This is a genomic window from Nocardioides sp. GCM10028917 (assembly GCF_042666175.1).
Classification (GTDB): Bacteria; Actinomycetota; Actinomycetes; order Propionibacteriales; family Nocardioidaceae; genus Nocardioides.
The window spans coordinates 1,255,335-1,268,192 of sequence record NZ_JBHTFL010000007.1; the positions used below are offsets into that span (position 1 = coordinate 1,255,335).

General features: G+C 71.8%; 11 protein-coding genes and 1 pseudogene. 10 read left to right on the forward strand and 2 right to left on the reverse strand.

Translation table 11 applies throughout. The features are described 5' to 3' along the window. Positions 1–9 precede the first annotated feature (9 nt). The 4 genes and pseudogenes from ACFQW6_RS15380 to ACFQW6_RS15395 all read left to right on the forward strand — a co-directional run bounded on the left by ACFQW6_RS15380 (position 10) and on the right by ACFQW6_RS15395 (position 2,878). Entirely contained in the window at positions 10–720 is a 711-nt protein-coding gene (locus ACFQW6_RS15380; protein ID WP_378546953.1) for a DinB family protein, read from the forward strand. Positions 721–1,443: 723 nt separating this feature from the next. After that, a pseudogene (locus ACFQW6_RS15385) lies at positions 1,444–1,761 on the forward strand (GGDEF domain-containing protein); the annotation flags it as partial. A 49-nt stretch (positions 1,762–1,810) separates the two neighbouring features. Next, complete coding sequence (locus ACFQW6_RS15390; protein WP_378547587.1) at positions 1,811–1,990, forward strand: diguanylate cyclase domain-containing protein; 180 nt, start codon at positions 1,811–1,813, stop codon at positions 1,988–1,990. A 51-nt stretch (positions 1,991–2,041) separates the two neighbouring features. Further along, complete coding sequence (locus ACFQW6_RS15395) at positions 2,042–2,878, forward strand: PfkB family carbohydrate kinase (protein WP_378547590.1); 837 nt, start codon at positions 2,042–2,044, stop codon at positions 2,876–2,878. A gap of 21 nt (positions 2,879–2,899) precedes the next feature. On the opposite strand, the gene ACFQW6_RS15400 is transcribed toward ACFQW6_RS15395, so the two are convergent. Both ACFQW6_RS15400 and ACFQW6_RS15405 read right to left on the reverse strand, forming a co-directional pair. Then, positions 2,900–5,092 (reverse strand): glycoside hydrolase family 15 protein, encoded by a 2,193-nt coding sequence (locus ACFQW6_RS15400; protein ID WP_378546956.1) that lies wholly within the window; start codon positions 5,090–5,092, stop codon positions 2,900–2,902. Positions 5,093–5,167: 75 nt separating this feature from the next. Next, positions 5,168–6,181 (reverse strand): LacI family DNA-binding transcriptional regulator, encoded by a 1,014-nt coding sequence (locus tag ACFQW6_RS15405; RefSeq protein WP_378546959.1) that lies wholly within the window; start codon positions 6,179–6,181, stop codon positions 5,168–5,170. A gap of 200 nt (positions 6,182–6,381) precedes the next feature. On the opposite strand from ACFQW6_RS15405, the gene ACFQW6_RS15410 reads away from it, so the two are divergent. The 6 genes from ACFQW6_RS15410 (at position 6,382) to rhaI (ending at position 12,842) form a co-directional block, all read left to right on the forward strand. Next, positions 6,382–7,899 (forward strand): sugar ABC transporter ATP-binding protein, encoded by a 1,518-nt coding sequence (locus ACFQW6_RS15410; RefSeq protein WP_378546962.1) that lies wholly within the window; start codon positions 6,382–6,384, stop codon positions 7,897–7,899. Then, the gene (locus tag ACFQW6_RS15415; protein ID WP_378546965.1) at positions 7,896–8,999 is read left to right on the forward strand and encodes an ABC transporter permease; all 1,104 of its coding nucleotides are present in this window, start codon (positions 7,896–7,898) and stop codon (positions 8,997–8,999) included. The genes ACFQW6_RS15410 and ACFQW6_RS15415 overlap by 4 nt, the downstream gene beginning before the upstream one ends. Next, entirely contained in the window at positions 8,996–10,078 is a 1,083-nt protein-coding gene (locus ACFQW6_RS15420; RefSeq protein ID WP_378546968.1) for an ABC transporter permease, read from the forward strand. Before ACFQW6_RS15415 ends, ACFQW6_RS15420 begins: the two co-directional genes overlap by 4 nt. Before the next feature lie 22 nt (positions 10,079–10,100). Next, positions 10,101–11,147 (forward strand): rhamnose ABC transporter substrate-binding protein, encoded by a 1,047-nt coding sequence (rhaS, locus tag ACFQW6_RS15425; protein ID WP_378546971.1) that lies wholly within the window; start codon positions 10,101–10,103, stop codon positions 11,145–11,147. A gap of 127 nt (positions 11,148–11,274) precedes the next feature. Next, positions 11,275–11,664, forward strand: coding sequence for an L-rhamnose mutarotase (locus ACFQW6_RS15430; protein ID WP_378546974.1), 390 nt, complete (start codon positions 11,275–11,277; stop codon positions 11,662–11,664). Then, positions 11,661–12,842 carry an L-rhamnose isomerase gene (gene rhaI / locus ACFQW6_RS15435; protein WP_378546977.1) on the forward strand — a complete coding sequence of 394 codons (1,182 nt, stop codon included), beginning with the start codon at positions 11,661–11,663 and terminating at the stop codon, positions 12,840–12,842. The genes ACFQW6_RS15430 and rhaI overlap by 4 nt, the downstream gene beginning before the upstream one ends. Positions 12,843–12,858 lie beyond the last annotated feature (16 nt).

Consider the following 12,858-nt stretch of genomic DNA (forward strand, 5'->3'; position numbering starts at 1 on the left):
CTGGCCGGCATGGCGAGATTCGAGGACGAGGACCTGACGGACGCCGAGTTCCGCGAGTGCGACATGACGCGCGCCCGGCTCATCGGGGTGGTGATGCAGGACGCCGTCATCGACGGGCTGGTCAGCAACCTGGTCGTCAACGGGGTCGAGGTGACGTCGTACGTCGAGGCCGAGCTGGACCGACGGCATCCCGTGCGCCTCCTGATGCGGTCGGCCGACCCCGATGACCTGCGCGACGCCGAGCGGCGGCTGCGGGCCGGCTGGGCGGCGACGGTCGCGCGCCTCCGCGCCATGGACGAGGGGCTGGAGCACCAGCGCGTCGGCGGAGAGTGGTCGGCGGTGGAGACCCTGCGCCACCTGGTCTTCGTGCACGACTCCTGGTTCCGTCGTTGCTGCCTCGGATCGACGCAGCCCTTCACCGCCATCGGTCTGGCGTCGGACTTCGTGCCCGACCAGGAGGAGCAGGGCCTGGATCCAGCGGCAGAGCCTGACCTCGACCAGGTGGTGGCCGTGCGCGACGAGCAGGGCGCCGAGCTGGAGCGCTGGTTGGCCGGCGTGACGGCCGAGGACCTGGCGAAGGTCGCGCCGGTGCCTGCAGGTCCGGGCTGGCCGCCGTACGCAGCGGGCCGGACGGTGCTGGAGTGCCTGCGCGTGGTCCTGGACGAGGAGTGGGCGCACCACGGGTTCTGCGTGCGCGACCTCGACCTGCTGGACGGCTGACAGCACGCGCGTTGCGCCGGGGTGTGGCGGGTCCACGGCCGCGACTGAGACCATGGCTGCTCGCCCGTCTCGGACCAGAAGTGGACCATGCTCGACACCGACAGCCTGCGCATCTCCTTCGCCCTCGTCGCGCTCACCCTGCTGGTGCTCTTCCTCGCGATCACGTACCGGATCGGCCGGTCCGCCTACGCGGCGTGGTGGTGTGCCTCCCTCGTCGCGTTCCTCGGAGGTGCCGTCGCGTACCTCCTCGGCGGAACGGTCCCCCAGTCGGTGGCGATCCCGCTCGGCAACGCCCTGATCGCCCTCGGTTCGGGCTGCGTGTGGGCGGGCGCCCGGTCCCTGCGACAACGCTCGCTCCCGTGGTGGGTGCTGCTCGTCGCACCCGCCGTCGTGGCCATCGCCACGACGCTCGGCGACCCGGGAGGCGACGTCTGGGCGGGTGGAGCGACCTTCCTCGGCGCCATGTGGGTCCAGTTCGCCCTGGCGGCCGGCGAGCTCTGGCGCCTGCTGGTCGCGAGCTCCACCTCGCGGGCCGACGGCGGCTCGTACCGCGCTTCGGTCGGCGCCCTCGCGACGATGTGCAGCGGTGCGGCCGTGTTCTACCTCGGTCGCTGGACCGCGATCCTGGCCGTCGGCCCCGACGAGCCGCCGTTCACGACGGTGTTCGGGCAGGGAGTCACCACCCTCATCACCACCGCACTGCTGGCCACGGTGTCGTTCAGCATGTCCACCCTGAGCGAGGAGCAGCAGAAGGCGGTGCTTCGCGACGCGGCGCACCGCGACGCCCTCACCGGACTGCTCAACCGGGCGGGCTTCGTGCACCACGCGAAGGCGGCGATGCACGCCGCGAGGCGACACGGCACCTCCGGATCGCTGATCATGGCCGACCTCGACCACTTCAAGCAGGTCAACGACGTCCACGGTCACCAGGCGGGTGACCAGGCGCTCGTCGCCTTCGCCGACTCGTGCCGCAGCGCCGTACGCGTCAGCGACGTGGTGGCTCGTCACGGAGGTGAGGAGTTCGTCCTGCTGCTCCCCGGCGCCGACTCCGACAGGGGCCGACGAGGTGGCGCGCACGATCAGCGAGGAAATGGCACGGCGTTCGCCGCTCGGCGAGGTCGTCCTCCCGACGGTCAGCTTCGGCATCGCTCCGCTCGACCTCGCGTCGAGCCTCGAGCACGTGCTCGAGCAGGCGGATGCGGCGCTCTACCGCGCGAAGGCGACCGGCCGGAACCGCGCCGTCCACCACGCCGCCCGCGACGCGAGCTGAGGCGCGATGGGCTCGGTGGTGGTCGTCGGCTCGATCAACGTCGACGTCGTGATGCACGTGCCCGGCTTCCCCGCGCCCGGGGTCACCCTCCTCGCCGACCGCGTCGAGCGCTCGCCCGGTGGCAAGGGGGCGAACCAGGCGGTGGCAGCCGCTCGGGCCGGTGCGGCGACACGCCTCCTGGGAGCGGTCGGTGACGACGGTGACGGCGCGCCCCAGGTCGACGCACTGGTCGCGGCGGGGGTGGACGTGTCGGGAGTGGAGACCTGCCACGGGCGGACCACCGGGACCGCGTTCGTGATGGTCGCCCCGTCCGGTGAGAACGCCATCGTGGTGGACGCCGGTGCCAACGGCGCCCTCGACGTACGTCGTGTGGTCGCCGCGCTGTCCGACCGCGGGGACGCGGCCCCGGACGTCGTCCTCCTGCAGTCGGAGGTCGGCGCCGCGGTGGTCGACGCCGCGGCCGCCGCGGCGCACGAGAGAGGGGTCCGGGTGGTCGTCAACAACGGCCCCTGGCTGCGCCTCGCGGCGGCGACGCTCGAGGCGGCGGATCCCCTCGTGGTCAACGAGCACGAGGCGGCCGAGGCCTGCGACGGGTCCGGCGCCGAGGGCGCGGACGTGGCTGACGCCGTACGACGGCGACACGGCTGCAGGTCGGTGGTGGTCACCCGCGGCGCCGGGGGAGCGTCGATCAGCGGCGCGGAGGCGTCCGAGAGGCTCGCCGCGCCGACCGTGGATCGGGTGCTGGACACGACGGGCGCCGGGGACGCCTTCGTCGGGACGCTCGCTGCGGTCCTGGCGCAGGACCAAGGCCTGAGGCGTGCGGTCGAGGAGGGACAGCGCGCTGGTGCAGCCGTCGTGGCCCGCCTGGGAGCTCGCGGTGACGGCTGACCACCGTGAACGGTGGGCGGCTCAGCGCAGGTAGCGCCTGGCCACGACCCCCTGCTGGTCGACCGGGGCGCCGCGCTGCATCGTCCAGGCCAGCCGGACCAGGCCGGCGTGGGACCAGGTCAGCGGCGTGGCGGCGCGGGTCCCCTCGCCCGCGGGGCAGCAGGCCTCACCCGTGGGCGGGCGGCCGTCCCAGACCTGCTCCGAGATCATGTCGCTCGTGCCGGCGGCCGCCGCCATCGCGGCGAGGTAGGACGTCGCGTCCTGCCCGGCCGTGACGGCGTACTCACCGCGCTCCCCGGTCAGCAGCGGCCAGGCACGACCGAGGGTCGTGCGGGTGTCGTCCTCCGTGATGTCCCACTGTCCGCCGTCGCGCTTCTCGCCGTAGCCGTCGAAGCTGAAGCGGTGCCAGAACGGCCCGTGGGGCGTCTCGACCCGCAGGTCCTCGTCCACGACTGACAGCGTGGACAGCACGTCGGGGTCGTCCGCCTCCTCGAGCCCGAGGCGGACCAGGTCGAGGAAGCTGGGGTCGACCACGCGCCGCTGGTCGACGGCGGACGGGCCACCGTCGCCGATGGCGTACTCCGTGCCGCGGTCGGGACGACCGTCCTTGGTGATCCGGAGGTAGTAGGGGCTGTCGCTGAGCGGGCCCGTGGTGGTGCGCGTCCACTGCTTGACCTTGGACTGCCAGCGGTCCGCCAGTCGCAGCCAGCGGCGCGCGGACGCGCGGTCACCGTTCTTGCGGGCGATGTCGGCGGCGCAGACCAGCCCGGCGACCTGGGTGGCGATCGAGTTCGGGGAGTAGCCGGACTGGTTCTCCCACCGCTCCTGCGGCGAGAACGGCGCCCGCCGCCCCGTCTCCTCGTCGCGGAAGCGCACGAGGAAGTCCGCCGCCCGCTTCACGCCGCGGTAGGTGCGGGGTCCGTCGCGGCCGACCAGCCGGGCCAGCACGATCGGCAGGGCCACCTCGTCGAGCTGGAGCTCGGACCAGACCGGTGTCCCCTCGACGTCGGAGTTCTGCGGGAACGAGCCGTCGGGCAGCTGCTGCACGTCGAAGAGCCAGTCGACCGAGCGGCGGGCGGCCGCCTTGTCGCCCATGGCCCACAACGCCGTGCCGAACTGGTAGGAGTCGCGTGACCACACCAGGTGGTAGGCGCCCGACGGGGAGGACAGGTCCTTCACCTCGTCACCCCACACCCATGGCGCCGACGGCGAGGCCACCAGCGCGCCCGGGTTCCGCTTGTCCTCCGCGGCGGCCAGCACGAGCGCCGAGGCGAGGTAGGTAGGGCGGACGGCCGCCGCACTGGCCGGGACCTGCCGGAGCGTGCGCAGGTAGCGGTGCCAGCCGCGGTCGTAGCGCGCAGCCGTGCGGCTGGCGCCTGCGAGGAGGCCTGCCCGGGCGGTGCGCTGCGCCTCCGCGCCGCTCCGCCCGTAGCCGAGCACCAGCGTCGCGCGCTGCTCACCGGCGAGCCCCGTCACGCCCGAGACCCGACCGGTCTGCACGACGTTGCCCGGACCCGCGACGCGCCTGCCCTCGTCGAGGCGCTGGTCGTCCTCGAGGTCGGTCCAGCCGTCGTCGAGGCCGAGGAGGCCGGTGCTGCTCCTGCCCAGGCCGGGACGCGAGACGAGGGCGGACGCGACGCGCTCCTTCGCATCGGTGGCCACCAGGGCCGTGCGCGTCGTGCGCCCGCGGTCGTCCATGCCGGAGTTGGCCAGCGCGGGGTCGTGGACGGCGTACAGCCGGTAGCTGCCTCCGTCGAGCGACTCGAGGCGGACGCGGACGACGAGCACGTCGCGGCGCGGGTCGGTGACGTACGTCTTGGTGATCCGGTAGCGGCCGGAGGTCGCGGTGCCGACCTGCTGGAAGCGCAGGCTGCGCTCGTCGGGACGCGTGGTCACCACGTCGACGTCCTCGGTCTCGCGGTCGGTGAACGTGCGGCCGTCCGTCACCACGAGCTCGAGGCTGCGGGTGCTCGGCGTCGACAGGTCGGGGTAGAACACTTCGCTGACCCGGCCGTCCTGCAGCGTGAACCACACGTTGCTCCGCCGCGTGCGCGCCGTGCCGAAGCCCGCCTTGTCGGCCTCGGTCCACGTGCTCTTCGAGCCGCGGTCGGGGACGGCGCGCTCGGCCGCACCGGGGCTGGCGCCCACGGTCGGGCCGAGGGTCGCCACGGCGAGGGAGAGTGCGATCGGACCGACGAGCAGGCGCAGCGACATGAGGGCCTCCGAGATGGGTTCCTCCCGTCGTACTCCTGCCGTGGGACCCGGGGCCACACCCCGCCGGGTACGGCGTCAGCCCCGGGTCGAGCGACGGGCGACGAGCTCGGGGGTGAAGACGACCTGCTGGTGCAGGTGGTCAGGGTTCTCGGCCTCGTCGAGCACCAGCTCGGCGGCCCGGCGTCCGAGCTCCTGGCGCGGCTGGCGCACCGAGGTGAGGGGCACGGCGGCGGCAGCGGCGTACTCGATGTCGTCGTAGCCGACGATGGCCAGGTCCCCGGGCACCGAGAGGCCAGCGGTGCTGAGCTGCTGGAGCAGGCCGAGTGCCAGCAGGTCGTTGGCGCAGAACGCCGCCGTCGGGCGTCGGCCGCTGGCGATGCCCATCACGCGCTCGCCCGCCGAGCGTCCTTCGGCGACGGTGAGGGCTTCGGTGCCGACCACGACCAGCTGGTCGTCGGGCAGGCCGGCGGCGGCCCAGGCCGCGCGGGCGCCCGCGAGGCGGTCGCGCACCTGCCCGATCGTCTGGGGGCCGCCGATGAACGCGACCCGGGTGTGCCCGGCCTCCACGAGGTGCTCGACGGCCAGCCGACCGCCGAGGACGTCGTCGACCGCGACGGAGCAGAAGTGGTCGTCGTCGCGCGTGCGGTCCACGATCACCAGCGGCGTGCCGTTGCGGCGTACGTCGTCCAGCGCGGCGGCGTTCGGGTCGACGGGCGTGACGAGGATCCCCTGCACCCGCTGCTCGACGAGGTGCGCCAGGTAGTCACCCTCGCGGGAGGCCCGGTTGCCGGAGTGGCACAGGAAGAGCGAGAGGCCGGCCGACTCGGCCGCGAGCTCCGCGCCCTGCGCGACGTCGGTGAAGAAGGGGTTGCGGGCGTCGAGGAGGACGTAGGCCAGCGTGCGGCTCCGGCCGGCGCGCAGCTGGCGCGCGGACTCGTTGCGGACGAACCCGAGGTCGCGCATGGCCTGCTCGACCTTGGCCCGGGTGGCGGGGGAGACCCGGTCGGGTCGGTTGAGGACGTTGCTCACGGTGCCGAGCGAGACGCGGGCGAGGGCGGCGACGTCCTTGACGGAGGAGGCCTTCGCCACGACAGGGCCCCCTCTCGCACCAGCCGTCCGTCGCGAGGGTCGCGCCGTGGCGTTGAAACGATTGTCGACGGGAGCGTACGCCATCGCGCCCCTCGGCGTGGCGAGCCGACACGGAACTGCAAATGACCCGTGACGACCCTTGACACGTGTGACGACCCTCACCTACCTTTCCGTTGAAACCTTTCAAACCGAGGAGCCACATGCCTGCCAGCAACGCCGCCGCACCGGTGCTCGAGCTGCGCGACGTCTCCAAGTCGTTCGGGCCCGTGGTCGCCCTGCGCTCCGGCAGCCTGCGCGTCGAGGCCGGCTCGATCCACGCCCTGGTCGGGGAGAACGGCGCCGGCAAGTCGACGCTGGTCAAGGTCGTCGCCGGCGTCCACCGCCGCGACTCGGGCACCTTCGAGCTCGGCGGCGAGCCCGTCGACTTCTCCTCCACCGCTGAGTCCAAGAAGTCGGGCGTCGCGGTGATCTACCAGGAGCCGACGCTCTTCCCCGACCTCTCGGTCACCGAGAACATCTTCATGGGCCGCCAGCTCCTCGCCCCAGGCCGGCGCATCGACCGCGCGGCGATGTACGCCGAGGCGGAGCGGCTCTTCGAGCGGCTCGGTGTGCGGATCGACCCCCGCCGTCCCGCCGAGGGCCTCTCGATCGCCGACCAGCAGATCATCGAGATCGCGAAGGCCATCTCGCTGGACGCCCGGCTGCTGGTCATGGACGAGCCGACCGCCGCCCTGAGCGGCGTCGAGGTCGACCGGCTGTTCGCCGTCGCCCGCAGCCTGCGCGACGAGGGACGTGCCCTCGTCTTCATCTCCCACCGCTTCGACGAGGTCTTCGACCTCGCCGACACCGTCACCGTCATGCGCGACGGCTCGTACATCGACACGAAGACGATCGCCGGGACCACGCCGTCCGAGCTGGTCTCGCTGATGGTCGGCCGCGACGTCGACGACCTGTTCCCCAAGGTGGCCGCCGAGATCGGCGAGCCGGTCCTGCAGGTGCGTGGCCTCAGCCGCGCCGGCGTCTTCCACGACATCGACCTCGAGGTCCGGGCCGGCGAGATCGTCGGACTGGCCGGCCTGGTCGGCGCCGGGCGCAGCGAGGTCGCGCGAGCGGTGTTCGGCGTCGACCCCTACGACTCAGGGTCGGTCTCGGTGTCCGGCAGGCCGGTGAAGGCCAGGGCCCCGCGCTCCGCGATCCGCGCCGGCATGGCGTTCATCCCCGAGGACCGCCGCAAGCAGGGCCTCGTCATCGACTCCTCGGTGACCCGCAACGTCGCCGGCGTCATCCGCCGCAGCATCGCGAAGGCCGGGCTGCTCACCTCCTCCATGGAGAACCGGGCAGCCGGACCCTGGGCCGGACGCCTCGAGGTGAAGACCAGCGCGCTGGACATGACCGCGGCCACGATGAGCGGCGGCAACCAGCAGAAGGTCGTCATCGCCAAGTGGCTGGCCACCGACCCCAGGCTGCTGATCATCGACGAGCCCACCCGCGGCATCGACGTCGGCACCAAGGCCGAGGTGCACCGGCTGCTCTCCGAGCTCGCCGGGCAGGGCCTCGCGATCCTGATGATCTCCTCCGAGCTCCCCGAGGTCCTCGGCATGGCCGACCGCGTCGTCGTCCTGTGCGAGGGCCGGATCACCGCCGAGCTGGACCGCGCCGACGCCACGCCCGAGGCCGTCATGCACGCCGCCACCCACCACCTGGAGACCGTCCGATGAGCCACACCGACGTCGAGCGCCCCGAGACGGGACCCGGGTCCGAGCCGGACCACAGCGACGTGTCCGCCGGCGAGGCGCTGCTGGTGGAGCCCAGCCGGCTGTCCCCGACGCGCCGCGCGCTGACGACCGTGCTGCGCTCGCGCGAGCTGTCGATCTTCCTCGTGCTGGTGGCCGTCGTCGTGCTCGCGACCACGAAGAACAACGCCTTCCTCTTCAGCAGCGACGGCTGGCGCAACTTCCTGCTCAACCCGTCGATCCTGGTGCTGCTCGCCGTCGGCCAGGCCGTCGTCATCATCACCCGCAACGTCGACCTGTCCGTCGGCTCGGTGATGGCGCTGACCGCCTACCTGACCGGCCGGCTCTTCATCGAGCAGCCGAACATCCCGATCGTCGCGGTGCTGGCCGCGTGCCTGCTGCTCGGCGCGGTCCTCGGCCTCGTCAACGGCGTGCTGGTGGCGTACGGCGGCGTGCCCGCGCTGGTCATCACGCTCGGCACGCTCTACATCTACCGCGGCATCATGCTCACCTGGGCGGGCAGCGACCGGATCAACGCCGGCGACCTGCCACGCGAGTTCCTCCAGCTCGGCACCCAGTCGGTGCTCGGCGTGCCCCTGCTCACGATCCTCGCGCTCGTCGTCCTGGCCGTCGTCGGCTACTACCTCTACACCGCTCGCGGTGGTCGCGAGCTCTACGCGATCGGCTCCGACCCGGACGCCGCGGTTCTTTACGGCCTGCCCGTACGCCGGCGCCTGCTCGCCGCGTTCGTGCTGAGCGGCGCCCTGGCGGGTCTCGCCGGCGCCCTCTACACCGCCCGCTACGGCACCGTGAGCTCGAGCGTGGGGCTGGGCATCGAGCTGCAGGCCGTCGCGGCGGCGGTCATCGGCGGCGTCGCGATCTTCGGCGGCAGCGGCACGGTGTGGGGCGCGGCGATCGGCGCCTTCCTGCTCGTCACCATCAACCGGGCCCTGCCCAGCCTCGGCATCGAGGACTTCTGGCAGCGCGCCGTCGTCGGCGCCCTGATCCTCGGCGCGATCGTGCTCGACCGCGTCCTCGCCGTCAGACAGGCGCGCAAGCTCGCCGAATCGAGGGACCACTCATGACGACCACCCAGTCCCCGGCCGCCCCCGCTGCGCCGACCCGGACGTACGCCGACTACTCGGCGCCGCTGTGGCGCCGCTGGCTCCTGACCCGCGAGATGGCCGTCATCGCGCTGACCGTCGCGGTCTTCGTCTACGCGACGCTCAACGTGGAGAACTTCGACGGCCCGCTGACCGTGAAGTTCCTCCTCCAGGACATCGCACCGATCCTGCTGATCGCCCTGCCGATGACGCTGATCATCATCACCGGCGAGATCGACCTGTCGGTCGCGAGCATCATGGGCCTGAGCAGCGTGCTGCTAGGCGTCTTCCACGACAGCGGCATGTCGATCCCGGCCGCCGCGGTCCTCGCGCTGCTGGCCGGGCTGCTGTGCGGCGCGCTCAACGGCTTCCTCATCGCGTACGTCGGGCTGCCGTCGCTCGCCGTCACCATCGGCACGCTCGCGCTCTTCCGCGGCATCGCGGTCGGCCTGCTCGGCACCACGGCCATCACCGAGTTCACCGACTCGTGGGCGGACCTCGCGACCAACACCATCGGCGAGTCGCGGATCCCCCTGGTGATGATCCCGTTCGCGGTGCTGACCGTCGCCTTCGTCGTGCTGCTGCACTTCTCCACCTTCGGGCGCGGCATCTACGAGATCGGGCTCAACGACGAGGCGGCCCACTTCACCGGCGTCAACGTCGCCCGGACCAAGTTCATCCTCTTCGTCCTCTCGGGCGTGGTGTCCGCCTTCGCCGGCATCTACTTCACCCTGCGCTACGGCTCGGCCCGCGGCGACAACGCCACGGGCTACGAGCTCCAGGTGATCGCCGCGGTCCTCCTCGGCGGCGTCTCGATCTTCGGCGGCCGCGGCCGGCTGCACGGCGTCCTCGCCGGCGTCGTGCTGATCGGCGTCATCTCCAGCGCCCTGCGCCTGGAGAGCGTGACGGTCAACGTCACCAACATCATCGTCGGCCTGCTGCTCGTGGCCTCGGTGATCCTCCCCAGCGTCCTTGCGTGGGCCTCGTCGAGGTTGCCGCGCAAGGCAACGACTCCTCCCGAGTCGAGCCCTACCCCGAACGCCGCATCCGCCGGCGTCTAGGAACACGAAAGGCAGAACCGACATGAAGTTCCACACCCGGCGGCCGATCGCTCTGGCTGCGATCATCCTCACCGCCTCCGCGGCGCTCACCGCGTGCGGCAGCGACGACGGCGGCGACAGCGGCTCTGACAGCGGCAGCGACGGCGGCGGCGAGCTCAGCATGACGATGCTGCCGAAGAACCTCGGCAACCCCTACTTCGACACCAGCACCGACGGTGCGGAGGCGGCGGCGGAGGAGCTCGGTGTCGAGATCGAGGAGGTCGGTCCCGAGACCGCCAGCCCCGACGCCCAGGTGTCCTACATCAACACCGTCGCTCAGCAGGGCAAGGACGCCCTGATCCTGTCGGCCAACGATCCCGAGGCCCTCTGCGACGCGATCGACGAGGCCCGCAGCGCCGACGTCAAGGTCGTCACCTTCGACGCCGACACCAACCCCGACTGCCGTGACCTGTTCATCAACCAGGCCACCGCCGAGGGCATCGCCGCCAAGCAGCTCGAGCTGATCTCCGAGCAGATCGGCGGCAAGGGCGAGATCGCCATCCTGTCCGCCGCTGCCAACGCGACCAACCAGAACGCGTGGATCGAGATGATGGAGAAGGAGCTCGCCGAGAACCCCGACTACGCCGACATCGAGCTCGTCGACACGGTCTACGGCGACGACGACGACCAGAAGTCGTTCGACCAGACCGAGGCGCTGCTGCAGAACCACCCCGACCTGAAGGGCATCATCTCGCCCACCACGGTCGGCATCGCGGCCGCGGCCCGCTACCTGTCGGACTCCTCCTCCAAGGGCAAGGTCGCGCTGACCGGCCTGGGCACCCCCAACCAGATGCGCGAGTACGTCGAGAACGGCACCGTCGAGTCCTTCGCGCTGTGGAACCCCAGCGACCTCGGCGCCCTGGCCACCTACGCCGCGGCCGCCCTGGCCAACGGTGACATCTCGGGCGAGGAGGGCGACTCCTTCGAGGCGGGCGAGCTCGGCGAGTTCGAGGTCGGCGCCGACGGCGTCGTCCTGCTCGGTGAGCCGTTCACCTTCAACGCCGACAACATCGGCGACTTCGACTTCTGAGTCGGACCACCACTTCGTTGGTCGAGGAGGCGCCCCAGCGCCGTCACGAGACCCCTCCAGCCGGGTCTCGTGACGGGCCTCCGGCCCTCCTCGACCAACGGACACCACCCACCGACAGGAGACCGCGATGCACCGCGTCTGCTTCACCCTGCAGGTCCGCACGGACCGCATGGAGGAGTACGCCGAGCGCCACGCCGCCGTGTGGCCCGAGATGCTCCGCGCCCTCCACGACACCGGCTGGACCAACTACTCCCTCTTCCTGCGCGAGGACGGCCTGCTCGTCGGCTACCTCGAGACGCCCGACCTCGCCGCCGCGCAGGAGGGCATGGCCCGCACCGACGTGAACGCCCGCTGGCAGGCGGAGATGTCCGAGTTCTTCGAGGACCTCGACCTCCCGCCCGACCAGGGCTTCTGGCAGCTGGCCGAGGTCTTCCACCTCGAGGACCAGCTCGCCGCCCACACCCCCACCAGCACGGCCACCGACTCACCCACTCCCACAGCTCAGGACCTGTCATGACCACCTCTTCCGGCCCTTCTGGCTTCTCCACCATCAGCGACCGACTCGGCGAGCTCGCGATCGAGGTGCCGTCCTGGGCGTACGGCAACTCCGGCACCCGCTTCAAGGTCTTCGGCACCCCCGGCACCCCGCGAACGGTCGAGGAGAAGATCGCCGACGCCGCCACCGTGCACCGCTTCACCGGCCTCGCGCCCACCGTGGCGCTCCACATCCCGTGGGACCAGGTCGACGACTACGCCGCGCTGGCGGCGTACGCCAAGGAGCAGGGCGTCGCGCTCGGCACGATCAACTCCAACACCTTCCAGGACGACGACTACAAGCTCGGCGCACTGACCCACACCGACCCGCGGGTGCGGCAGAAGGCGATCGACCACCACTTCGCGTGCATCGAGGTGATGCACCAGACCGGCTCGCAGGACCTGAAGATCTGGCTCGCCGAGGGCACCAACTACCCCGGCCAGGGCGACATGCGCGCCCGCCAGGACCGTCTCGCCGAGGGCCTCCGCACCATCTACGACCGGCTCGCCGAGGACCAGCGGCTCGTGCTCGAGTACAAGTTCTTCGAGCCGGCGTTCTACCACACCGACGTCCCGGACTGGGGCACGTCGTACGCCCACGTGGCCGCCCTCGGCGACCGCGCGAAGGTGTGCCTCGACACCGGCCACCACGCGCCCGGCACCAACATCGAGTTCATCGTGGCGCAGCTGCTGCGCCTCGGGAAGCTCGGCTCGTTCGACTTCAACAGCCGCTTCTACGCCGACGACGACCTCATCGTCGGTGCGGCCGACCCGTTCCAGCTGTTCCGCATCATGGTCGAGGTCATCCGCGGCGGCGGCTTCGGCGCCGAGAGCGACGTCGCGCTGATGCTCGACCAGTGCCACAACATCGAGGACAAGATCCCCGGCCAGATCCGCTCGGTGCTGAACGTCCAGGAGATGACCGCCCGCGCGCTGCTCCTCGACACCGAGGCCCTCGACGAGGCGCGGTCCGCCGGCGACGTGCTGCGTGCCAACGAGATCTTCATGGACGCCTTCTACACCGACGTACGCCGTGACCTGGCGGCCTGGCGCGAGGAGCGCGGCCTGCCGGCCGACCCGATGCGCGCCTACCTCGAGTCGGGCTACCAGCAGCAGATCGAGGCCGACCGCGTCGGCGGCTCGCAAGCCGGCTGGAACTGACCCCCACAACCCGTAA

Bases quoted from the DNA above. Each gene is read 5' to 3' on its own strand.
- ACFQW6_RS15380 (WP_378546953.1), top strand. From the start codon at position 10: ATGGCGAGATTCGAGGACGAGGACCTGACGGACGCCGAGTTCCGCGAG.
- ACFQW6_RS15390 (WP_378547587.1), top strand. From the start codon at position 1,811: ATGGCACGGCGTTCGCCGCTCGGCGAGGTCGTCCTCCCGACGGTCAGC.
- ACFQW6_RS15395 (WP_378547590.1), top strand. From the start codon at position 2,042: ATGCACGTGCCCGGCTTCCCCGCGCCCGGGGTCACCCTCCTCGCCGAC.
- ACFQW6_RS15400 (WP_378546956.1), bottom strand. From the start codon at position 5,092: ATGTCGCTGCGCCTGCTCGTCGGTCCGATCGCACTCTCCCTCGCCGTG.
- ACFQW6_RS15410 (WP_378546962.1), top strand. From the start codon at position 6,382: ATGCCTGCCAGCAACGCCGCCGCACCGGTGCTCGAGCTGCGCGACGTC.
- ACFQW6_RS15415 (WP_378546965.1), top strand. From the start codon at position 7,896: ATGAGCCACACCGACGTCGAGCGCCCCGAGACGGGACCCGGGTCCGAG.
- ACFQW6_RS15420 (WP_378546968.1), top strand. From the start codon at position 8,996: ATGACGACCACCCAGTCCCCGGCCGCCCCCGCTGCGCCGACCCGGACG.
- rhaS (WP_378546971.1), top strand. From the start codon at position 10,101: ATGAAGTTCCACACCCGGCGGCCGATCGCTCTGGCTGCGATCATCCTC.
- ACFQW6_RS15430 (WP_378546974.1), top strand. From the start codon at position 11,275: ATGCACCGCGTCTGCTTCACCCTGCAGGTCCGCACGGACCGCATGGAG.
- rhaI (WP_378546977.1), top strand. From the start codon at position 11,661: ATGACCACCTCTTCCGGCCCTTCTGGCTTCTCCACCATCAGCGACCGA.